Source organism: Mycobacterium sp. TKK-01-0059 (genome assembly GCF_000709305.1).
GTDB classification, from domain to species: domain Bacteria; phylum Actinomycetota; class Actinomycetes; order Mycobacteriales; family Mycobacteriaceae; genus Mycobacterium; species Mycobacterium intracellulare.
Map to the genome: position 1 here is coordinate 47,164 of NZ_KL446997.1, position 21,239 is coordinate 68,402.

Annotated in this window: 26 protein-coding genes and 2 pseudogenes; 15 read left to right on the forward strand and 13 right to left on the reverse strand. The window is 63.7% G+C overall.

The features are described 5' to 3' along the window. Positions 1–22 precede the first annotated feature (22 nt). Complete coding sequence (locus K883_RS25280; protein WP_081914418.1) at positions 23–736, reverse strand: sigma-70 family RNA polymerase sigma factor; 714 nt, start codon at positions 734–736, stop codon at positions 23–25. A gap of 204 nt (positions 737–940) precedes the next feature. On the opposite strand from K883_RS25280, the gene K883_RS25285 reads away from it, so the two are divergent. Next, positions 941–1,411 (forward strand): MarR family winged helix-turn-helix transcriptional regulator, encoded by a 471-nt coding sequence (locus K883_RS25285; protein ID WP_036456288.1) that lies wholly within the window; start codon positions 941–943, stop codon positions 1,409–1,411. 186 nt (positions 1,412–1,597) lie between these two features. On the opposite strand, the gene K883_RS25290 is transcribed toward K883_RS25285, so the two are convergent. Then, positions 1,598–2,158, reverse strand: a complete 561-nt coding sequence (locus K883_RS25290) for a TetR/AcrR family transcriptional regulator (protein WP_081914419.1) — start codon at positions 2,156–2,158, stop codon at positions 1,598–1,600. Between the two features lie 445 nt (positions 2,159–2,603). Here K883_RS25290 and K883_RS25295 point away from each other — a divergent pair, with 445 nt between their 5' ends. Then, the gene (locus tag K883_RS25295; protein WP_179945134.1) at positions 2,604–3,173 is read left to right on the forward strand and encodes a TetR/AcrR family transcriptional regulator; all 570 of its coding nucleotides are present in this window, start codon (positions 2,604–2,606) and stop codon (positions 3,171–3,173) included. A 263-nt stretch (positions 3,174–3,436) separates the two neighbouring features. Further along, positions 3,437–4,684: a 3-oxoacyl-ACP synthase KasB gene (gene kasB, locus K883_RS25300; protein WP_036456293.1), complete on the forward strand. Its 1,248-nt coding sequence runs from the start codon at positions 3,437–3,439 to the stop codon at positions 4,682–4,684. Here kasB and K883_RS28665 read toward each other — a convergent pair. The 4 genes and pseudogenes from K883_RS28665 to K883_RS25315 form a co-directional block, all read right to left on the reverse strand. After that, positions 4,675–4,914 (reverse strand): annotated as a pseudogene (locus K883_RS28665) (hypothetical protein); the annotation flags it as partial. The gene kasB and the pseudogene K883_RS28665 overlap by 10 nt on opposite strands. 121 nt (positions 4,915–5,035) lie before the next feature. After that, the gene (locus tag K883_RS25305) at positions 5,036–5,875 is read right to left on the reverse strand and encodes a phosphoadenosine phosphosulfate reductase domain-containing protein (RefSeq protein WP_036456296.1); all 840 of its coding nucleotides are present in this window, start codon (positions 5,873–5,875) and stop codon (positions 5,036–5,038) included. Beyond that, complete coding sequence (locus K883_RS25310) at positions 5,872–6,291, reverse strand: hypothetical protein (RefSeq protein ID WP_036456298.1); 420 nt, start codon at positions 6,289–6,291, stop codon at positions 5,872–5,874. Before K883_RS25310 ends, K883_RS25305 begins: the two co-directional genes overlap by 4 nt. After that, entirely contained in the window at positions 6,291–7,178 is an 888-nt protein-coding gene (locus K883_RS25315) for a hypothetical protein (RefSeq protein ID WP_036456300.1), read from the reverse strand. The genes K883_RS25310 and K883_RS25315 overlap by 1 nt, the downstream gene beginning before the upstream one ends. Positions 7,179–7,402: 224 nt before the next feature. Here K883_RS25315 and K883_RS25320 point away from each other — a divergent pair, with 224 nt between their 5' ends. Genes K883_RS25320 through K883_RS25335 form a run of 4 tightly spaced genes read left to right on the forward strand, consistent with a single transcriptional unit; the run spans position 7,403 to position 10,163 of the window. Then, positions 7,403–8,050: a hypothetical protein gene (locus K883_RS25320; RefSeq protein WP_036456301.1), complete on the forward strand. Its 648-nt coding sequence runs from the start codon at positions 7,403–7,405 to the stop codon at positions 8,048–8,050. A 55-nt stretch (positions 8,051–8,105) separates the two neighbouring features. Continuing rightward, a complete protein-coding gene (locus K883_RS25325) occupies positions 8,106–8,573 on the forward strand; it encodes a hypothetical protein (RefSeq protein WP_036456303.1) in 468 nt (155 codons plus the stop codon). Then, entirely contained in the window at positions 8,570–9,436 is an 867-nt protein-coding gene (locus tag K883_RS25330; RefSeq protein ID WP_036456305.1) for an RAMP superfamily CRISPR-associated protein, read from the forward strand. Before K883_RS25325 ends, K883_RS25330 begins: the two co-directional genes overlap by 4 nt. A 7-nt stretch (positions 9,437–9,443) precedes the next feature. Further along, positions 9,444–10,163 (forward strand): hypothetical protein, encoded by a 720-nt coding sequence (locus K883_RS25335; RefSeq protein WP_036456307.1) that lies wholly within the window; start codon positions 9,444–9,446, stop codon positions 10,161–10,163. Between the two features lie 10 nt (positions 10,164–10,173). Here the strand turns inward: K883_RS25335 and K883_RS26315 are convergent, their stop codons facing one another. The 4 genes from K883_RS26315 to K883_RS25355 all read right to left on the reverse strand — a co-directional run bounded on the left by K883_RS26315 (position 10,174) and on the right by K883_RS25355 (position 13,529). Next, entirely contained in the window at positions 10,174–11,190 is a 1,017-nt protein-coding gene (locus K883_RS26315; RefSeq protein WP_051701196.1) for a hypothetical protein, read from the reverse strand. A gap of 276 nt (positions 11,191–11,466) precedes the next feature. Beyond that, positions 11,467–11,706: a hypothetical protein gene (locus K883_RS25345; RefSeq protein ID WP_036456610.1), complete on the reverse strand. Its 240-nt coding sequence runs from the start codon at positions 11,704–11,706 to the stop codon at positions 11,467–11,469. A gap of 404 nt (positions 11,707–12,110) precedes the next feature. Then, on the reverse strand, positions 12,111–13,109 hold the full coding sequence (locus K883_RS25350; protein ID WP_036456309.1) for a hypothetical protein: 999 nt from the start codon (positions 13,107–13,109) through the stop codon (positions 12,111–12,113). Between the two features lie 114 nt (positions 13,110–13,223). Then, positions 13,224–13,529: a hypothetical protein gene (locus tag K883_RS25355; RefSeq protein ID WP_156035673.1), complete on the reverse strand. Its 306-nt coding sequence runs from the start codon at positions 13,527–13,529 to the stop codon at positions 13,224–13,226. Between the two features lie 333 nt (positions 13,530–13,862). Here K883_RS25355 and K883_RS25360 point away from each other — a divergent pair, with 333 nt between their 5' ends. The 4 genes and pseudogenes from K883_RS25360 to K883_RS25375 all read left to right on the forward strand — a co-directional run bounded on the left by K883_RS25360 (position 13,863) and on the right by K883_RS25375 (position 17,004). Then, positions 13,863–14,774 carry a hypothetical protein gene (locus tag K883_RS25360; protein ID WP_036456312.1) on the forward strand — a complete coding sequence of 304 codons (912 nt, stop codon included), beginning with the start codon at positions 13,863–13,865 and terminating at the stop codon, positions 14,772–14,774. A gap of 49 nt (positions 14,775–14,823) precedes the next feature. Then, positions 14,824–15,303, forward strand: a complete 480-nt coding sequence (locus tag K883_RS25365; protein ID WP_036456314.1) for a hypothetical protein — start codon at positions 14,824–14,826, stop codon at positions 15,301–15,303. Positions 15,304–15,385: 82 nt separating this feature from the next. Then, entirely contained in the window at positions 15,386–16,678 is a 1,293-nt protein-coding gene (locus tag K883_RS25370; protein ID WP_036456316.1) for a hypothetical protein, read from the forward strand. Between the two features lie 121 nt (positions 16,679–16,799). Beyond that, positions 16,800–17,004: pseudogene (locus tag K883_RS25375) on the forward strand (YiaA/YiaB family inner membrane protein). On the opposite strand, the gene K883_RS25380 reads toward K883_RS25375, so the two are convergent. Both K883_RS25380 and K883_RS25385 read right to left on the reverse strand, forming a co-directional pair. Then, positions 16,976–17,404: a type II toxin-antitoxin system VapC family toxin gene (locus K883_RS25380; protein ID WP_036456318.1), complete on the reverse strand. Its 429-nt coding sequence runs from the start codon at positions 17,402–17,404 to the stop codon at positions 16,976–16,978. The pseudogene K883_RS25375 and the gene K883_RS25380 overlap by 29 nt on opposite strands. A gap of 4 nt (positions 17,405–17,408) precedes the next feature. Then, entirely contained in the window at positions 17,409–17,681 is a 273-nt protein-coding gene (locus tag K883_RS25385) for a type II toxin-antitoxin system Phd/YefM family antitoxin (protein WP_036456612.1), read from the reverse strand. A gap of 69 nt (positions 17,682–17,750) precedes the next feature. Between K883_RS25385 and K883_RS25390 the strand changes: the two genes are divergently transcribed. The 4 genes from K883_RS25390 to K883_RS25405 all read left to right on the forward strand — a co-directional run bounded on the left by K883_RS25390 (position 17,751) and on the right by K883_RS25405 (position 20,418). Then, a complete protein-coding gene (locus K883_RS25390) occupies positions 17,751–17,933 on the forward strand; it encodes a hypothetical protein (RefSeq protein ID WP_036456320.1) in 183 nt (60 codons plus the stop codon). Continuing rightward, positions 17,930–18,904 (forward strand): NHL repeat-containing protein, encoded by a 975-nt coding sequence (locus K883_RS25395; protein WP_081914420.1) that lies wholly within the window; start codon positions 17,930–17,932, stop codon positions 18,902–18,904. Before K883_RS25390 ends, K883_RS25395 begins: the two co-directional genes overlap by 4 nt. After that, the gene (locus K883_RS25400) at positions 18,897–19,340 is read left to right on the forward strand and encodes a hypothetical protein (protein WP_156035675.1); all 444 of its coding nucleotides are present in this window, start codon (positions 18,897–18,899) and stop codon (positions 19,338–19,340) included. The genes K883_RS25395 and K883_RS25400 overlap by 8 nt, the downstream gene beginning before the upstream one ends. A gap of 61 nt (positions 19,341–19,401) precedes the next feature. Next, complete coding sequence (locus tag K883_RS25405; RefSeq protein ID WP_156035677.1) at positions 19,402–20,418, forward strand: hypothetical protein; 1,017 nt, start codon at positions 19,402–19,404, stop codon at positions 20,416–20,418. Positions 20,419–20,618: 200 nt separating this feature from the next. Here K883_RS25405 and K883_RS26320 read toward each other — a convergent pair whose 3' ends face one another. Further along, the gene (locus K883_RS26320; RefSeq protein ID WP_051701198.1) at positions 20,619–21,230 is read right to left on the reverse strand and encodes a hypothetical protein; all 612 of its coding nucleotides are present in this window, start codon (positions 21,228–21,230) and stop codon (positions 20,619–20,621) included. Between the last annotated feature and the right edge of the window lie 9 nt (positions 21,231–21,239).

Genomic DNA, 21,239 nt, shown 5'->3' on the forward strand with positions numbered 1-21,239 from the left:
CCGTCTGTCACAACGGGTTAACTCACAGACTGCCGGGATACTCGCGACGAGCCCGTACCTCGCCGTCCGTGCCGGCGCTCGCCTCCAGCCGGCTGGCCGGCCGCGCACGCATACGGCTGCCCTCCACACGATCGATAAGCAAAGCGCGAAGCCGCCGGCGCCCCCGCGCTAGTCGTGACGCCACCGTTGCGCTGGGACAGCTCGTGATTCGGGCGATCTCCACGCCGCGATACCCCCGTACGTCCGCGTAATACACGACTCGGCGAAATGCCTCGGGAAGCGCCTCCATCGCCGCTTTAATCTGAGGATCAGGCAGTCTCTCCAGTGCTTCGTCCTCCGCGCCGCGCCGCCTGGCCCCGACACGCCCAGCTAGCGAGGAAGGGTGCCAATCAGGCAGATCACCGTGGAGCACCTCAACAGCGCGTCGCTGCCGCTTGCGGTAATCGTCGACGAACACGTTCTGCATAATCTGGTGAAGCCACGCTCTAGCGTTGCTATCACGCTGATATGAGCCGAAGCCGGCGTAAGCCCGCGTCATGGTTTCCTGCACCAAATCCTCAGCATCGGTTCGGTTGTGCATCATCCTGTGGGCGCGGCGCGACAGTTCAGCCATTAACGGAATGACCTCACGTTCGAAACGTCTCGCAAGATCCCGCCGATCGTCTGGAAAGTTACCGGGCGGTGTGATGATGTGCGCCTCGCCCCGCAGGGCCGCTTCTCCAAGTATACATTGCATAGCAATGTATACTAGTGCCTGGGCTCAGAGATGCAATCCTGATTGAGTACCTTCTCGGCTTCGCCACTGTAACCAAACGCGTTGCCGCGAGCGCGTTTTGCCACATAACGGCAGAGTAACAGTTCTCGATCGCTCCCGTAACCGGACCATCTGAGGCGGCCTCACAACCGGATTAGTTTAGCCATATGATGTACCGTGGGGAATATGCCCATGCCTGATAGCAGTGTCGACGCGATCGCTGGCGCGCTGGAGCAATCCACCCTATTGGTCATCCGCCAGCTCCTGGATCGGCGGGAAATGAGCCTTACTGCCTCCGATGTGCTCCTTCGACTCGACACAGACGGGCCAGCCCGGTTGAGCACGCTGGCCACAGCCGCGGCGCTGAGCCAACCCTCGATGACTCAACTGGTGCAACGATTCGAGCGTCGCGGCCTCGTCACCCGCACAAGCGATCCCAGTGACCGGCGTGCGGTCCTGATAACCATCACCGATACTGGCAGCGAAATGGTCCGGCAACGCCGACGTTTCGTCCGCCACCAGCTGTCCGAACTGGTGACCAGGCTGCAACCCGACGAACGAGTGGTGTTGGAACTGGCTTCCCGAGTGATGCTGCCACTGATCAGCCGGCTCAATGACAGTGACCACACACCGCTCTCGCAAGTCCTGACCGCTTGAGGGATGGCGGGTGCAGCCGCGCCCCGTGAATTGTCTGATTGATCGACAACCCATGGACGTCAAAGTCGATACCTAGCTGTGGTGGTCTTGTTGACACAGATGAAGGTGTCGAGTGTCGTCGGCCCACCGATCGGAAGGCCGCTTTCGAGTGAGCCCACGCCTCCGGGCCGCCGAGGGCGTTGCGCATCAACCTAAGATGGCGTCACTGATCTGCTCGAGCTCGGCGCGACGAGGCGTAGTCCCGGTAAGCAGCACACTTTGAATGATCAGCGCCGGCCCGACATGGATCGTGAGGTCTCGCACTGCAGTCGGGTCGATCTCCCCGGAGATCAGGCCAGCGGCAATGATTCCCTGTATCGCCTTCGCGACCGGGACGAGTACCAAATCAGCGTAGGTCTCGCGGATTTCGTCATCACCGAACAACTCGGCGATGACGACTAACTCCGGATAACCCGTTTTGCCGACGAGCAGTTGAGCAAACCAGTGCAGCACCGTGACCAAATTCCGTCGCGCTGGCCCCTCCTGGCGCACACTGGGCGGCAACGCTGCGCGGGCTCTCAACGCGTCCAGTATTACGTCTCGCTTGGTCGGCCAGCGCCGATACAGTGACCCCTTGCCGCAGCGAGCCCGCGCTGCCACCCCGGCCATGCTCAGTCCGCCGTAACCCATAGCTTTCAGTTCCGCCAAAGCCGCGTCATACACCGCCTTTTCGAGTTCCTTGCCCCGGCGACGGGTCTTTACCGCCACGGGGTTACCCAGGGGCTGCGGTGAAAGGTGTGCCGTCGGTAACTCGGCGCCGTCGACATCGCCGATGCCTGGCCTGGATGCGAAGGTGGGCGGGTCGCGGTGAACTGCCAGCGGTCACCAGAACCAGCGGTCCCAGCAGCGCGGCAAGTGGTGGGACCGTTTGCAACCCCACGATTATGATCCGCTGCGACCAAGCTCAGCACAAGGGCGGCCCCGTCTTGGCGGTTACCGCGCTGCCCACACGGGTTCACCACGTCGACCCGAACTTGTTCGGATACGTGCGGCATTGCAAGCACGACCGCCCGCCTCCTTGCCGATTGTTCTATTGGGCGTGAGTGGTTGCAAACCAATGCATCTCGCCGACACGGCAACAGTCAAATGGAGCATACAAGCCCTGATATGGAACGTCAACATCCCAAATATGAACGTGGTTATTATAGAGGCCATGAGCGTTGCCATGAGAAAGCCCTCAGGCGCACAAACACGGACGCGGTCAGCGATCCTTACAGCGACCGCCTCTGTTCTCGCCCGCGACCGGACGGCCACCATGCCCGAAATAGCCGAAGCTGCGAGCGTGGGCCGAACCACCCTGCACCGCTACTTCGCCGACCGCGAAGGCCTAATCCATGCGGCCACAATGGACGCGATCCAGGTGGTCAACGAGATCATCGCCGACGCGGCCACTAACCACGGACCAGCGATCGAGGCGATGAGACGCGTGGTCGCCGAACTCGTCCGTGTCAGTGATCAAATCGTCTTCCTCTTCGCCGACCCTGCCGTGCTGCGCAACATCCCGCCCGGACAGCAACCCAACCACCAGCCGATCCTAAAACTCATCAAACGCGGCCAAAAAGAAGGAGCATTCGTCTCCGACCTCAGCCCCGACTGGATCGAACTCGCGCTGTTTGCTCTGATCCTGCGAGCATGCCGCGACTCCGGCGCCGGCGCCGTCCCCCGCCACACCGTCGTCGCATCAGTGATCCGCATCTTTGAACACGGAGTCACCCCGCGATAGGCCATAACGCGAACCCCCACCGGCCTGAACCACAGGAGATGGGCTTTAAGCCACCGGCCGACCGCATCCGCGTTGCATCCGAAAGCCTCATCGCCCCCAGCCGGTAACCCCCAATCGACATAGTCACCTGGGCGCGCAACATCAGTGGCCTCGCCGCCGCACAAAGTGTGAAGCGTCAAGCCCGCATAGGTTGCCGTGGGCGACTGACCCATTCCGTCGCATATGATACGGTCGGCATTGATACTACACGAGCCTGAGATGGAGTGATCGCCGCAGTGCCGACATTCGCCACCGTCGTCACCGGTATAGCGATGACGACTGCGCTGGCCCCCGATGCGGAAAACACCTGGAAGCTCTTACTTGAGGGCCAAAGCGGGATCCGCCAACTCGATGACCCATTCGTACAGCAATTCAACCTGCCAGTACGCATCGGCGGCCACTTAGTCGAAGAGTTCGACAGCCAACTCACGCGGATCGAGGTCCGCCGCCGAAGCTACCTGCAAAGAATGTCCACAGTGTTGGGCCGCCGCGTCTGGCACAACGCCGGCTCACCCCAAGTCGACACCAACCGCCTGTTGGTAGCCATCGGCACCGGAATGGGCTCAACCGAGGAACTGGTGTTCGGCTACGACGGGCTACGTGCACGCGGAATCCAGGCCGTCCACCCGCTGGGCGTGCAGATGTACATGCCCAACGGCGCAGCGGCCGTCGTTGGGCTAGAACGACAGGCCAAAGCCGGAGTGATGACACCGGTCTCAGCATGCGCATCGGGTTCAGAAGCCATCGCACGCGCCTGGCAGCAAATCGCTTACGGCGAAGCCGACATCGCCATCTGTGGGGGCGTGGAAACCAAAATCGAAGCGGTGCCCATCGCGGCCTTCGCTCAAATGCGCATCGTGATGTCGACAAACAACGACGACCCGGCCGGTGCCTGCCGGCCATTCGATAAGGATCGGGACGGCTTTGTCTTTGGCGAAGCCGGCGCGTTGATGGTGATCGAAACCGAAGAACACGCCAAAGCCCGAGGAGCCAAGATCTTGGCGCGGCTGTTGGGCGCCGGTATCACCTCGGACGGCTACCACATGGTGGCACCGGACCCCAACGGCGAACGCGCCGGTTTCGCGATGACAAGAGCGATCCAGCTCGCCGATCTCACGCCCGGCGACATCGACCACGTCAACGCACACGCCACCGGCACCTCAGTCGGCGACCTCGCCGAAGGCAGAGCCATCAACAACGCCTTGGGAAGCCACAAACCGGCCGTCTATGCGCCCAAGTCTGCCCTAGGCCACTCGGTCGGTGCCGTCGGCGCTGTCGAATCAATCCTGACTGTCCTAGCGTTGCGCGACCAGATCGTCCCACCCACACTGAACCTGACGAATCTCGATCCCGAGATCGACCTCGACGTGGTAGCCGACGGGCCCCGCCCAGGCTCCTACAACTACGCCATCAACAACTCGTTCGGATTCGGCGGACACAACGTTTCCCTGGTCTTCGGGCGTTATGGATAAGCCCCCGAACACGCAGTCGCGCAGCCTAATCGAAACCCGCTCCACCTTCGCACATCAGATAGTGAAGGACGCGGTATGGCCGCCGATGGGACCGAGCCGCGCGGATTTGCGACCAGGTTGGAGCTCCAGGCGGGACGATGCGGGTTGTCCGAAGTTCGGACCGGACACGATGAGCCGGTTGTCACGCACGGCGTAGATATACCAAGCGGATGGCGCCTCGGTCGGCCGCTGCGGCGGCCGGGGAGGAGGAGCTACCACGGCAACTTCGTGCCCCAAGGCCGCGCGTGAGCGCGATGCACTGACGGCGTGAACATTGCTGCCAGCAGCAACAGCGCAGTCCGCAAGCGGCTTTCACGTCCATTCAGTCAGCCGCGGTAGGGCGCGGCTGAGGCGGTCATACAGATCTGGCCAGCCTTTCTGCAGCCAAGCGATGTGTCCGTTGGACAGCTTGGAGGCGTCGATGATCGAGTCGACGCGGATCTGCTGTTCGGGGACTCCGAGTGCAGCGAGCTTGCGGTAGAGCGGATTGGGCTCGATGCCGCGGCCGGCCAGGTACTCGAAGACATACGAGCGTTGCCAGTCCCAAATCGGACCATAGGTAATGGTGCCGTCCGCTCGGCGCACCACTCCGCCGACTTGCGCGCGCACATCTGACCGCGAACTGTGCTGTCGAGCCCGCGTTTCGGCGCCCAGACCGCGCCGGTACAGCATCCGTCGGCCGTGGGACTCCTCAGCGCGCACTCCCCACAGCGATCCGCGGCCGTAGCGGCGGTGCGCCTCGGCCGCGGGCCCGGTGATCATGATGTCGGCGAGCTGTCCGCGCAACCGACGATCGACTGCGTGATGGTCGAAACCACCGCCGGCGATCAGCACCGTCAGCAAGTCTGGGTCAGCGGTGATCACGTGATAGTTCAGCTGCCATGCCTGCGCCAGGTCCTCCAGATAACGCAGCGTCTCGGGGAACTGCAGCCCGCTGTCGAAGAACACCACTGGGATATGCGGGTCGACCTGCCGAGCGAGATCGACTACGACGGTGGAATCCTTACCGCCACTCCAAGATACGAACCCGTCGTGCTCGTCGAGGTGTTCGGCGATGCGGTCGAGCAGATGCTGGTGGCCCTGGGCCCCGCGCCGGCGGGCGGCGATGCCGCGTAACGTGTGCAGGTCCAGCCCAGCCGGTGGCGTGGTCATCGTGCGTCGCTGACGGTGACGGTGCACCTCGGAAACAGCCGCGCGAGGTATTCGCGGACATAGTCGATGCCCTCTGGGCCCTCGAGAATCGATTCCTCGCTGGTGGTGTCGTCCCACCACCACCACTGTCCGTTGCGCTTGAATCCAAACGGCGGCGGCACGTTTGAGTCGATGTGGGTGCGGACGAAGGTGCGGGCCGCGCCGACGACGAACCACCAGTCGTTCCCGCCGAAGGTAATGGTGCCGTCGGCGTCGGCGACGTCGGATAGTCTGCGCGGCAGCCTTACTCGAGCCAGGCATGGTTCGGTGGCCGGCTTCCGCGGCCGGGTGAGCGAGCGGTAATGACCGTTGCGGCCGGGCTCGTCGGATCCAACGTCGGATCGGTTGGGGTGCACGATCCATTCGGTGGGGGTCATCACCGCTCCCTCAGTTGCAAGACGACGCGTTCGTTGAAGCCTCCGGAACGGGTTGCATAGACGACGTGTTCGGCGGACGCTACGTCGAACTGCATTCCTCTCGGGAGGATGTGGGTGGTGTCTTCCACGCTGTCGGAGCGACCCAAATACATCCCACGGCTCGTCACAACCTCGAACACCACATGCCGGGAGCTGTCGTGGCCCGGTGTCTCATGCAGGTTGTGTCGGGTGAGGGTGAACTGGTCGAACGCGATGCTCGCACCGGGCCGCAGGTTAGCCGGCAGGTCGGAGGGCTTGGTGATGTCGCCATGGTTGTCGGGCAGCTTCACCGCAACGTAGACGCGGTGGGTGCGGTCGTTGAGGCGTTCATAGGACTGGATCGCCCTGTCGAGGCGCTGCACCTTTACCCGATCAGTGTCCGCTAGTTGTTGGACGTCACCCGCCGAGTGGTGCAGCTTTTCGTTGATGCGCCGCCACTCGGTGGGGTCTTCGCTGGTCAGCATGCTCGCGATCGCGGCGTGCTGCGACGCCGGCGCCGCGGCCATCACCTGGTTCTTGACCGCCGAGCGGAGTTTGCGCTGGCGCCCGCTCAGCCTTTCCCGGAACTCCTCGCGGGCCGGCAGCTCGCCGCGCAGGCGCCCGGACTCGATATGGCTCCTATCTCGAGGCGTGGCGCGATCACGGTCGCGGGCCGCCCGGGTCAGTGAGGTGTCCGCGTCGCGCAGTTCATCGGTGATCTGGTTGGCCAGTCGCTGGAAGCCACGCTCCGTCATCGCGTCCTCGGCCACCTCGCGAGCCGCCTTCACGTCGCGCGCGGAGATGACGCCGCCCTCGACGTCCATGGCGACGGGCTGCTCCCGGTTCGGTCTGGCGGTCTTGGCACCCACGCGGTTCAAACTTCCCTAGCTCGACGATCAACCGCAGTGTATGGGCCAACCTGGACACCAAGCGGGATTGCTTCCGGCGCCGGGCCCAGAAAAGAGGGAGGCGGCCCCGGACGGACTGATAATCAGCCTTCCGGAGCCGCCTCAGGTGAAACCCTCACCCGACCCCTGTGTGCGTTTCGTGTCGCTCACGATACCAACCGATCCGGCCGTATCGTGGCGCCAGCATGCTTTCCGATCCCGCCGCCGCGGCATGGGTTGCTGCCGGTCGACCCGCCGTGGACGCGCCGTCGCCGGTAGATGGCCGCTGCGGGCGCTGCGGCGAAGAGGGGCCGACCGTGCTGAGCTCGCGCATCATTTCTGAGAAGTTCACCGGTTTCGACGCCTGGCCATTCGGATCCCGCCGGCTCTGTGTGCCATGCGCCTGGGCCTACAGCACCCCTCCCACCACACAACTGGCTTTACTGATCACTGCGACGACCGTGACGGAGTACTCCACCGGTGCCGCATTGGCTGACGCGCTCGCTGGCGGCGCCTTGCCGACCTCTCAAGCCGCGATCCTGCCGACCGCTCGACGCCGCCACATCCTGCCGACCGCCCAATGGGGACATCTCGCCACCGATGGTCTCGTCGTGCCCTGGGATGCCGCCGCGGCGACCCGGCTGACCGACCTGATCTGGCTGCGCACCACCGTGGGCGCAACCTGGAACCAGTTGAGCCATCCGGCGCCTCCCTCGCGGTTACTGCGCGCTCAGCCGTCCAGCCATTGGGGGCGCATCCTGGCTGCCTGGACGGCACTGCAGATATGGCGCACCGTCCCGCCATCGTGGGCAGCAGCTCGCGCCCTCACCACCGTGCCGACGCCTCAGCCCTAACCCGCGCGCCGAGCGATCACCACCCGATGACTGCCGGGCCATTTACGCTTCACCCATGACCGCAGCTCCCACTCCCACCCAGACGTGGCGTGCCCTGGTCCCCGAACTGCCCCCCTTCGACGAACCCGCCCCGGACGCCGAAACGAAAGAAGCCGCCCGGCCCAGTCCCGCCGACACCGCTGAACGGCTGCTGCTGCTACTGCACTACAGCATCGACTGGGAGAGAAGCTGGCTCGCCGACCCGCGATACCGCAAAACCTACTGGGACGAGCTGCTGCCCGGTCGAGTTCGCCGTGCCGCCTACCGCGCCGACACCCTGGATCGCTGGTGGTCTGATGTGTCCATACAGCTCGAGGTCTGCGCGCCCCGGCAGCGGGATCGACGCCTCGAGCTAGCCATGCTGCTACGCCAACCGTCGCTACCTGTCATCGCCGTGCTACGTGACAGTCTGCCGGCACTGCTGCTGCGGGTGCGCATCATCGCCGAAGCTGTTGCCGAACAACGGAAAGCGGCCCGCGGGTGAGCTTGATCAGCGTTCACTTCGACATCGACGTCTTGGCCCGATCCTCGATCGTGCACCGCGAGGACTACAGCGCCATCGGCACCGACAATTTCGCCTTGTTCCGCCGAGAAAAGATCATCACCCCTACCGGTGAAGTGATACTTGTCCCGATCGTGTCGGGCAGCGGCTTCCGCGGCATCTTGCGCCGCATCGGAGAGTCACTGACCGCCGCCGTGCTCAACTACGAAGACACCGCCCTGCCCATCCCGGCAGCACACCTACTCACCAACGGCGGCCGGCTGGCCAAATCCGCGCGGCCCCTTACTGACGAGCAAGAACGCCGCCTCAAGGCTCTACTGCCCCAGATCGCGGTATTCGGCGGGGCGGCGTCGGGCCGCATCATGTCGGGGCTACTGGACGTCGGCAAGGTGCTGCCCGAGATCGCCGAACTCTCCCACATCCTGCCCCGCCCACCGCGATCCAGAGCCTTGTCTGCCGTGCTTGGCGTCGCAGAAGAATCGTTTAGCCACCTGTCCGATCACCGCACCACCACCGCCCGGCCTCCCAGCACGGACTCGGATGAAAACAGCAGTCCGCTCGGACGATTCGGGGTGGAGACGCTGCCGGCCGGAACCCGACTTCAGACCTGGGTTCGACTCACCAACGCCACCCCCATCCAAGCAGCATTTCTGCTTTCCGTCCTGGACGAATTCGCCACCCGAGGACACCTCGGCGGCCGCATCGCCGCCGGCCACGGACAGGTCACCGCCACCGTCACCGCGACCACGCTTCGCGGAAATCTGCCCGGCGACAACATCGACTGGGCAGCGGACCTAACCGCTCACCGCGACGAGGCGATCACCACGCTATCGCAACTGAGTTGACACACACATGATTGCTCTGCAGATCACCGCCACCACACCACACGGTGTCGTGCTGTCCCGCCCCTGGGGCGTGGCCTTGGATGGATTACTCGCCTCAGTACTGTGGCACCGCCGTAAGTGGGCCGCCCGCACAGCGGGCGAAGAGTTTATCTACCAGCACACCAAAGACCCTGAGACACTGGATCTTCCGCTCGCCAAATGCGGCAATCCCACCTCTGACGCCGACTGGCACTGGATGGCCACCTTCGCCGACCTCCACCCCCATCACGTCACCGACCCCGACATGCGCTGGCGCACCTCACGCACGAATCGGGGCCGGCTTCAGCAGCTGACCCCCGTCATTGGAAGCCAAGCAGTTTCCGACGCCCAGGGCCGCTATCAAAAGCGCATCGTCCCTGTCATGGCGCATCCCGCCGCGACCTTGACCTGGCGCGCCGTCGGCGACGCCGACCTCATCCGTGAGCTGCTCACCGACCTGTTTTCGATCGGCAAGCACCGCGGGGTCGGAGAAGGCCTCGTCACACGATGGGAAGTCACCGAAACCCCCGATATCTCACGCTGGGCGGCCGGCCACGAACACGAGCCCGGCGTACTCGGCCGCACAACGCCGGTGCGCTGCCTCACCCACACCCCCGGTGTCCAGACAGGACAGCTGGGTACCGCCGCCGTCCGACCCCCGTACCTGCACCCTGCGAGCCGCGCCAAGGCCTACCAACCAGCCCGCTAGCAGGCTCGCATCACGGCCACGAATGGACATTCTGCGCTTGTATGGTCTGAGACCAATAACACGTTAGCGGCCCGCTTGAACCCGGCGCCGTGGGCAGTGGAAAGCCTTGCTCGACAAGGGCTAACGCCGCACGAAACGCCACCTGCCACTCGAGATATTTCAGATCTATCCCTTCGTGCACAGCGTCATTTCGCCTGGCCACTAGATCAGTTTTGAAACCCTCCGGAGGGCCCTGCCCCAATTCCCTCAGCAGTACTGCCTTCCCTCCAAGTCCCTGATGGCTTCGGTCGCGGAGGAGCCTTGCTCGCTCCCCCGACTCGGTTCCCACAAGCAGATCGTCAACCAGCTTGGTCGCAGCCAGCCCTGCTGCAGTGGCTGCATCGATGACCGAGCGGCGGTACTGATCGGCGTTTTGCAGGGCGCGCGCGTCCCGCAACAGAGTCCATGCCAGTGGCGGCTCAATGTGTGCGAGCGCCAGACAATCCTGCAGAATCGTTGCGGTCACACCGAGGACTCGCTCAGGGCCCTGAACAACAGTGCCGCCGGCCCTCAACGGCTTCCTTTCCCCGCTTTCGTCGACCGTCCATATCGACGTCCGCGTATTCGGGTCTAACCAATCGCTGGCCTCGTGGCCGACTTGTGCGAGGCGTTGGTTAGTTGCGATCTCGAGCCATGTCCTGACATTCTCCCACCAGGTATCAATCGTGTTGAGAATCTCCAACGCTAGAAGGTCCTGCCCCCACTCCGAACGTATGGCGGGCTCCACGACCTCCGGCCCGGCCTGAATGATGAAGGCAAGACGTTTGATGACAACGCCTTTGAAGCCCAGCGTATGGTCCTTGTAATGGATTCCCCATTCTTCGCCGGGCGTGGGTAGCGTTGCCGCCCAAGCACGCGGAGGCGCCAGATAATCCGCAAGCCCGCCCTCAGCGTCAGGGGTCCGTGGCAGACGTACAGTCGCGGCGAAGACGCCGTCCTCTGTAACGAACGACGTCGAGTAGCTTGACCGGGCGGCAAGCAAGTCCACTTCGGCTAGAAAAGGCCGGTCCCAGGTCGTACCACCACTCCAGATGAACGCCGCGCTCCGATGCGACCATTTCTTCGTCAGACACTCGACTACGGTACCTACGAAGCCATACGCGCACTGAGCGTCGCGTTCGTCTTCGTGCTGATGGTTGGACCCACGGCGAGCGCTTCGCCTGGCGATGTACGCGAATTCTGGTGCCGCTCGGGTTGCCGCCGTCTGTTGGTCAATATTGACAGCAGGCTAGCGTCAGCACGGCCACGAACGAATTCTGTTCCCTCACCATCCCATGTCACGGGCCACTTCTGCTTGAGCCGCCGCGACCTCTTCAGCAGTCGCCGCGGTCACGTCCGCGTCGGCCGCCCATTCGAACCGGGTCAAAAGATCAGCCAGCGCCTGCTTTTGCGCCGGATGCGTAATCGGCACGGTGTTCAGATCGGTATGGGCCAACCAGTCGAACAAGACGATCGCGTCGGCACGCCACAAGCGCAGGCTGACAGTAGGCAGCTCTTCCTCCATGCCGGCCATCGTGCCACCGGCACGTCAGGACAGTGACTTGATGTGACCACGAGGAAAACACCTCGCGTCCTGGCTGCTGAGATCGCCTATCTGACGAGCACGCCCTCAATGCTGCCAGTCTGGGGGTCTGGGTGAACCGGCCGACCAGCTAGTCGAAGGCGCCGGCCGCGAGGGTAGGCCCCCGAGGAATCCCACGCCAAGGCCTGTCTGTAACGAGACCTGTCCGCACGCTGTAGTCGGGGTGGCGAAAGCCTCATCTCACGGGCCGAGCCTTGGCGCGGAAATCGTTGAACGAGTTCGGTTTCGCGCACCTCCAGACATCTCGAAGTGATGCAGGAATAGCTGCTGTGAGAATCGGGCCGGGCACGGGGCCGGCCATCACGATGCATGGGTGAGGACCCGGGTCAGGAACGATGACAGGTTGAGATGAGGGCTTGCTGTTCATCGAGCAGCTCGCTGATCGTGCTCAGATATGCGGATTGGTCGCCGTGGATGGCATCACTTGTGCGCGCGGCTATTTCGTCGTTGCTGATAGCTTGTCGCTGCGCCACCGCCTGCACGGATAGGTCGGCGATCCGGTGAAGGCGGCGAGCGATATCGGGGGTGGATGCTTGTCGTGCGTAGGTTTGCAGCTGGTTGGACCAATCCCGGTAGCTGGCCAGATCCACGTCGGTCGCTGTCAGCCGCGCTGTGAGCACGCTATTGGTTTTGAAGTTGAAGTTGGCGACCGCGTCGACGGTCCGGCAGTCCGGGTTGGGGCGATCCGATAGGTATGCGATTGTCACAGTGGCGATTCCAGCCACGATAAACAGCGGGATCGACATCCTTAGTCTCCGCGGCGGCGGAGCATAGTCGACGTCCACCGGCGTGTCGTCAGCTTCTGCGCTTGCGCGCAACGACTCCACGTGCGTGGTCAGCTGATCCTTGCGGTACCCAAGCCACGCGTAGTAGGCCGCGAAGTACAGCGCGAACCCGACAAAGAACACTCCGCGCCGAATATCGTTGGCCAGAAAGGACAAAACTCCGGCGAGGATGAGGAAGGCCGGCGTCAGCCATATCAATGCCGTCGACCCGCGCAGGGCCCGAAGCGTGTGCGCCAGCCGCAACGTGCCCACCTTGACGGCAGCCACCAGCACGCGCGGTTCAGAGGGGATCTCTCCGCGGCGCAATGCCCGGCTGATTTGGGCCCGCTGCTGGCGGCTAAGTCCAGTGAGGGCTGCAGAATAAGCCCGGCGGAACGGGCGCTGGACGAAAACCAGGCACGCCGATATCAGCAGAGCGAACCCCGCAACGGTGAGCGGTCCCCACAACCATCCGGTGACGGCGAAAAAGTTCGGGTACAGCAACGCCGCGACTGCGCCAAGCGTGATCGCGCCGAACGCGGCGTTCGCCAGCCAGCTCACCCACCAGGGCGCAACAACGATTCGAGCCCACACAGGTTCTAAGTGTCCCAGAAGGGAGGCAGCCCTTGGGAAGAACCAGGCCGATCCAGCATTTGCAACTTGCGCGACATGACATCACATCGGCCCATTCACGCTGGCACACTGGACGATCATCTGTGCGAGCTGTGGGTCAATCCCGTTGCCTTCGAGACGCGAGATCTCCGCCATCGAGGAACTCCCGTTGTTGCGAATGTTCCGGGAGACTTCTTGTCCGATCGTGTCGTAGACAAGCTGCTTTGCCTGAGGTGGTTCCGGGTTCAAGTGCTGTCTACTCAACAGGATGCAGTTCATGTAGCTATTCATGTCCGCCGCCGCAGGGCTTGCGACGACTCCCGACACGAACCCACAGAACATCATCACGAGAGGAAGTGTTTTCTTCATCTGTCACCTCCTTTCGCGGTCCGTTCTCAAGACCATCTCAACTGACATCCGAACTCTCGACCACAGTTTTCGTGAATATCGTGGTGAACATCGTTGGTTGCACCGCTACCGCCGTCGGTTTTCCATCTCGACGCAGCGCCGCTCACCGTAGGCTTTGGCCATGTCTTCACGTCGTTATGCCGTCGCGGTGATTGTCAGCGTTGTCGCCGCTGGCGTAGCCGCGACGGGATGTACCAAGAGCGCCGGACCTGCTGCAGGAACCAGCAGCGTGCAGTGTCGCGGCGTGTCACGCGCCGGCTCCCGGCACAGGTGAAACGGGTATGCGTGGCGGCCATGGCATGGCTGGCCTTGGTCGTGGCTGCGTGCACGCCTCCTGATCGCAGCGCCGAGGTGCGCCACCTTCAGGCCGAGATCGCCAAAATGCCGGGTGTTGATGACGTTAATCCACTATATACCAACGATTTTGAGAACGGCGCCCAGTTGAGCCTGGTAGTCGCGATGCCCAAGGCAAGCGAGGAACAGATCGCGGCGGTGGCCTCACGTATCACCCGCATCAAAGGCGGGGATTTCAACGGCTACCGCCAGTCCACCACCTTCGTCGTTGGCGACCGACTCGAGGTAAAACGTGGCGCAGAGCGCAACCCCGCCCAGATCGCCGGTGACACACATCGCTTACGGGAACTCAGGACGCGTGTGCCGCAGGCGTCGATCCTGTGGTCACGTGACGGTGCCACGGTGCGCCTTGAAGTATCGGATATCGACCACACCAGCGATGTCTTGAGCGCAGTGTTGGCCACTGTGCAGCCCGAACCGATGACCGTCTATGTCCGTTCGGCCGAGCCGACCAAATTCCCCACCTGGGAAGTCGGTATTCCAATCACCGCCGAGCAGCGCGCAAACATCGACGCCCTGATATCGCGCCTGGCACTGCCGATCTATTACGTGCGCGTCGACGACGCCAGAATCACTGCGCTCTCGGTTTACATCACAGACCCTGCTACGGCCTACCGCGACCTCAAATCAGTCATTTCCACCATCGCGCCCACCAAACAGCACCCGCTACAACTGCAATGGCACCTCATGGTAGAGCCCGATAATTTCCACCAGTTCACCGGAGATCTTCAAGTGCCTGACTGCCGCGACGACAGTGGATCGCCGAAACCCCAAACCCCTCAGGGCAATCAGACGGCTGAGGCGGCTGAATTGCAGCGGCAACTAGCCAGCGACTTCATCGACTGTAGATAGGCACCAGCGTGTCGTCTCATGAGGTTGGTTCACACGCCGGAGGGTCGTTGTGACCGATCCTGACGTCGACGGGCCACACCCCGCGGCCCCCGGGCGCACCATAGGGGCGGTTTTCTGGCACGTCGTGCGCCGCCTCGCGGTCGGCGCCCTTGGCCTGATGTTCATCGCCCTATTGTTCGGGGCAGGCTTAGTCGCCTACCAAGATCTGGCTGGGCCGCACTGCGACGGACACCGGATGGGCCCGGCCGACACCTGCTCGGTGCTGACCTCCCGCGGGTACCGGTCGGTAAGAACGATCGAGAAGTTGAACCCGGCAGGCACCGATCCAGCAGTGCTGACGGCGCCGGTGAACTGGCATGCAACACAAGAAAATATCCACCAGGGCGTGTACTCGCCGGCGGGAATGCGGGATTTTCACCGCACGACCGGCTACGCCATGTTGGGGGGCGCGTTACTGATCGCACTGGCATTGGGCTCGTGGGCCTACAAGGCCGCCAAAGCTAGGTCAGCGGCACCACGACAGCTCTGACGGCGCTATCACGACGAGCGGGGCCTTGGGCTGAGGTCGGCCGCTGCCGCAATAATGAGTAGGCGTAAGTCATGCTTGAGTCATGCCGAAGAAATCGCTAGAGGCACAGGCCCAGCCAGGAACCGGCTCCGGTGAGCGCGTCCTCGGAACGTGGCAAGCCGCCGGGCTGAGCATGGCGGTGATTGTGTCTGCGGCGCAGTACGGGCTGGGAGCGCTGCTCGGAGCGGCGGTCGTGGTCCCGGTGATCTACGCCTTGGCGCGGCTGCGCCGCTATGCTCCCCATGCGCGCAGCACCGCCGAATTGGTGGGCGCCACCCTGGGTCCGAAGGCAGCGACCGCAGCCGGCATCGTCCAGCTGCTCGCCTATGTGGTGCTGGCAGCGAAGTTCGCCACCGCCCTCGGATCGCTGCTGCTGCTGCAGTTTTCATCCGGCGAGGACCCGGCCGCGATTTTTTCGTGGTTACCGGTCGCCGCGGCGGGGGCGGCGATCGTCGTTGGTGCCATTGTCTGTTGGGCGTCGACTCGGGTCATCGCGTCGCTGGTGGCGCCGCTGGTGATCGCGGGGTTGCTCATCTCCGTCTACCTTGCGGTGGCAGTCACTGCGCGCGTCGCGGCGGGCAGTGACCCCGTTGTCATCGGGACGGCCGCAACGCCGGGCCAGCTGTCTGGCCAGTTAGTCGGCTTCGGTCTGGGGATGGTGGGCGTTGAACTCATCACCGTCCGGGCCGCGCGCATAGCCAGGCCGGGGCGATCGATGTCGCTGGCGGTCGCGGTGGTGGCCGTAGCTGCGGTGGTGTTGTGGGTTGGTGATCACCGGGGTGTGGCGGGCCCGTGGCGCTGGAGTGCCAAACTCCTGGGCGAAGCGGTGCCGGAGTTCTATGCCGAAGCGGGTCGGACGTGGATGACTATCACCGGCGTCGTTGTGGGGGTGGCCGCTGCGTTGGCCTCAGGGTGGGCGGTGGTGCGCGTCGCCGCGGACCTGGCGGTAATGCGCCAGGCGAGGCCGAACACCATCGCGCGAGTGGTGGTGATGGCGCTTGTCGCGGTGACGGCTGCCGTCTTGTCGGCCCACGGCGCGCGCTGGATCGCCACAGTCATCCTCGGCGCGGCCTTCCTGCTGTTGATGGCGCTGTATGTCTTTGTCACCGAAGCCAATTCACGCGTTCCCGGCGATAGCGTAGTGGCGTGGTGGGTGCGGCTGGTGATGCCCGCGGTGGCCGTGGTGGCAGTGGTCAAACCGGTCGCCGACGCCCAATTCGCGTCGCTGCAGTTGGCGACGGTGATCGCCGCGGCGCTGGGGGTGTGCGCCGCGGCAGCGGCCGCAGCGGCGCTACTGTACCCGGCCCGAGGTTCGCACGTCGACGACGAAATCTGAGTAGTGTTACGGCTCCCGGCCAACGGTGTAGTGCCGCAGTCTTATTGGCATGACCGTTTCCTAACGGCACACGTGAAAGACGACCGCGGCCTTCTTCGTTCAGGCCGCCGTCGCGTTCGCGATCAGCTTCGTGGCCGCGCTCGGTGGAATCTATTTCCTGCCGCTTGACCCGTGGCCGCGATTGTTCCTCGGTGTCACGTTCCTCTTTCTGGTGTCGAGCGTGTTTACTTTGGCCAAGGTGGGTCCGCGATCAGCAGGATGCCGCGACGATGTTCCCGCGGCGGATCGGCACGCCGGCTAAGAGATACCAGCCCCTCCCGCGCTGATCCCTGGGGCAACAGCCTCTATTCCCAGCTTGTGGGAGGCCTCAGCCAGGGCCTCGTCGTAGGTGACGAACGCCTCGAGTGAGGCCAGCGACCCTGCGATGCTCGCGGTGGCGAGGTGTATCGCATCGACTGAGCGCAGCGCGGGATCTTGGAAGGCCGCTGCAGTGCTGCGCACCACTGGGTCGATCTCGAACCGGTCGAGCCGGTCCAGCACGGCAGGCAGCGCCGCCAATGCGTCGAGCTGCCCGGCTCGGATAATCGCTCGCGGTAGCTCTACTTCGGCCACCGCGGAAGTGATCCAACGTATTTCGGTTCGTCCGTCGAGCCAATCGGCTAGGTCTTCGGACTCCGGCTCGAGGCGGACCAGTTTCACCAGGGCTGAGGTGTCGAGGTAGATCATGGCGTCAGAAGCGTTCTTCGTCGCGCATGCCGCGCACCAGGGCGCCGGCATCGGGACCGTCCCCGGCCGGAGTCGTGGGTCGTGGTGCGGGGCCGCGCATGGTCGCGGGGCGGACCCGGCCGGCGGCGACCAGCTCGTCGAGCGGGCCGGCGGGTGTAGGCACGATCCGGGCGATCGCCGCGCCGCGCTCGGTTACGGTGATTTCTTCGCCGGACTTGACTCTGGCCAAGACTTTTGAGGTCTCCTGGTTGAGTGTGCGGATGGAGATTTCATTCACCCAACTAATGTAGAACACAACGTTCTACATGTGCTAGCTTTGTTCACGTCGATGACCGAAAGGTAAGACATGGCCGGAGCGTATTGCCGCTACTGTGACCACCGCTGCTTCGTATACCGGGAGGTGATCGTCGGCGGCGAAATTGTCTGGGCCGGGCACATGGCCACCTGCAGCAAGGGCGCCGCCCACGACAAGCGCAGCCTGGGCGTCGATTTCAGCGAGGCCCACAACCCGTACGCGACCACAGCATGACGACCGCGACCCGCCGTCCCGTTGAGGGATCCGTGTGCCCGCCTCGGCGGCTCCGCGGCGTTGTCGTCCTCGCGGCCACCGGCGTGGTGGCGCTGGTGGGGTGTAGCAATGAAAGCGCACCGCCGCAACACCATCCGACGACCACACCCTCCGTACACGCGGTGCCCAATCCATCGCAGACGCCGCCCCGCACCTATCAGCAAAGCGATCTGCCATTCACCGGTCTGAAAGATCCGACGGCCGTCGCAGTGGACACGTCGGGCAGCGTCTACGTCACCGACGCGGGTAACCACCGGGTTCTGAAACTTGCGGTCGGTTCCGGCGACCAAACGGAGCTACCCTTCGGCGGTCTGCAAAACCTCACCGGTGTCGCGGTCGATGCGGCGGGCAACGTCTACGTGAGCGAGTTCAGCGACGGCTACCCGGGGGTCGGCAGCGTGGTCAAACTCGCGGCCGGCGCCAATAGCCAAATCGCCGTGCCGCTAGCCGATCTCGCCGATCCCCAAGGTATTGCGGTGGACTCGGCAGGCGGTATCTATGTCGCTGACCGACGCAACAAGCAGGTGGTGAGCCTGCCGGCAGGCTCGGCGAGTCAAAGCGTGTTGCCCTTCAGCGGGCTGGAATCGCCAGGTGGTGTTGCCGTCGACGCGGCGGGCAACGTTTATGTCACGGACTCTGGCGCCAGTCGCAGCAGGGTGCTCAAGTTGCCGGCGGGCTCGACGAAGCAAATCGAGCTGTCGTTCACCGGTCTCAATCAGCCGTATGGGGTCGCCGTCGACCACCAGGGTGATGTGTACCTTGCCGACTACAACAATCGCCAGGTCCTTGAGCTCGCGGTGGGTTCGACGAGCCAAGCCGAGCTCCCCTGCAAGGGCCTGAGCTCCCCAGCAGGCTTGGCGGTGGACTCCGGTGGCAACGTCTACATCGCCGATTCGATGCGGGCGCGCGTCGTCAAACTCGCGAATGGCTAAGCGGTTCAACGGCGATCCGGTACGTCGACTTGGTTTGGTTGTGTTCGGGGTGGTTTGGATGCTCAGCGGCGCGTTGATGGCGTTCAACCCGCCGCCACATGACTTTCGTCGCGCTGCAGCGCTGCCTGCCGTGGGTTGGATCACGATGGTGTTCGGCGGCTACGTCGGATTCAAAGCCGTGCACAGTCCTGGGCCTACCGATCGTCGCGGGCCGCGACACGCCAGCGGCGAAGAGACGAGCGTGCGCGACTCGGCCAAGTTCGTGGTCATCTTCCCGCTGTTCCTGGCGTGTGGCGTCTGGGCTGTCTGGGACGGCTACCGTAGGGACCTGCTTTCGCTGGTTGGGCTCGGCCTCGCCAGTCTCGCGATGAGCCTTCTCGGGTTGCCGCTCGCTGTTTCGGTGTCGATGTGGCTGTTGCGGCAAGGTCGCCGCTAAGAGCGCGGCGCCCGCTTCCTTCCTAACGCCTCTACGGGTTGTGGGGCCTAGTCTTATCGGGGTGTCTATGCAGGAAGTCCGGGTTGTCGAGGGCTACTACACGTGTCCTTCCGCGTTCACTGTTGCGATTTCGGCGCTCAGCGTCCCGTACAGCGCTGTGGTCGGTGGACACAACGTGTCGATCACGCTGCCGACCGTCGCCGGTGTGCCTCGGGACAATCAGGAGCTCGTGGAACCCGCCTGGCACTACAGCGAGCATGATATGTCGTTGAGTCGGCTGCCCGAAATGGCGCCGTTCTGGGGGCGCGTCGTGGTGTTCGGTCCTGACGGTCAAACACCGAAAGCCGTTTCTGTCAATAGATTCCGGATCGCATTTGACGCGGTCGGCGACGATGAGCAGGTCCGTGGTTTGTCTCGAGCTATCGCCGAGGCCATGCCGGTCTGGTGGAAGCAAGTGAGTACCTGGATTGAGGTGCTGTACGGCCAGGATTTGTCCCGTCTGGGGCCCATCGAGCCCGGAATCTCCTTCAACGCGACCACATTATGGACGCGTCTTCACACTCTCCACGGTCGTCCTATCCACGGCGGCGGACATGTGCTCCCGGTGGGTTCGGCAGGCTTCAACGTGGTGATGCCGAATTACCGGCCGATCACCGGCGACGCTCTCAAGCGCTGCATTCGGCATGCCGTGGATAACGATCGGCTCGCCGACGAATGGTTGGTTGTCCGCGACGCCAAATCTCTGTGGGCCGGTCGTGACTACCGGCGCGCCGTCCTGGATTCCGGTCTGGCAGCAGAACTTGCGGTCACTCGCCTTATCACGGATCATCTGACTGCCATCGGCAAGACGGCCGCGGAAATCAAGCGGTTATTGCGCGCGAACAGCATGCTCACACCGCTGTGTCGATACTGGCTCAAGGAATGCGGAGGAACCCTGCCCGCCGACTACGCGGTACGCCTTATCAGGCGCCGCAATGCCGCTACCCACGCGGGTCAGATCTTCGCTGAATCCGAGGTCGCCGAGGCGATCGACGTGGCTGCGAGCATCGTCGCCCAGGCCGCGCCGCTGCCGAGGTAACGCCGTGGCGATGCCGACCGGCCAGTGCGTCAGGACACGCCTGATGATCAAGCGGCGCAGTCGCCCGTTCCGAGTCGATCTTCTATGACCGATCAGCTGACTGTGGTACTGAAAGTCTGATCGTGGGTGATTTGTCCCGAAACCATTTGGGCCAGCACCGACTTGGGCGAAGGCCAACCGAGCACGCTCGACGCCGTGGGTCAATTGATCGTTGTGTCGGCGGGGGTCGAAGTGAAGCTCTTGGTGGTGCTGGTGCCGTCGCTTCGGTTGCTGGTGACAGTGCAGCTGGTGCTGGTCGCGTCGACTGCGCAGGTACCGGACCAGACGCTGCTGGTGTAGGTCAGGCTGCTGCCTGCGGGCAGCGGGATGAATCCGGCGGCACCGGTGGGTTCGCGGGTGACGCCGTCGGGTCCTACGCGCTGGGTGCTGAGGAACTCTTCGCGCGTGGTCTTCGAAAAGCCACTTGGGGCCGTGGTCGTGATCCGCACGAGGTTGTTGCCTTCGGCGGAGCCGTGTAGCTCGCCTAGGCATTCGATGTAGGCGAACATGCCGCGGGAGATGACCACGATTCGGCACAGTTGGCCGCTGGGCGAGGTGAACTGTGCGCCGCCGCCGCCGTAGGTGTTGAAGGTCTGGAAGGGTTTCGGGTCGACGGCGTGGTAGCCGGTGTAGTTGGGTGGGTCTGCGGCAGCGGGAGGGGCGGCGAGGCCGGTGAGCGCAGTGGCCACGCCGGCGCAGAGTATGGCGCCCCGCAAGCCGATCAGGTTGCTGTTGTTGTTGCGCGGTTCGCGCTCGGTGATCTGTTTAGCCACAACATCATC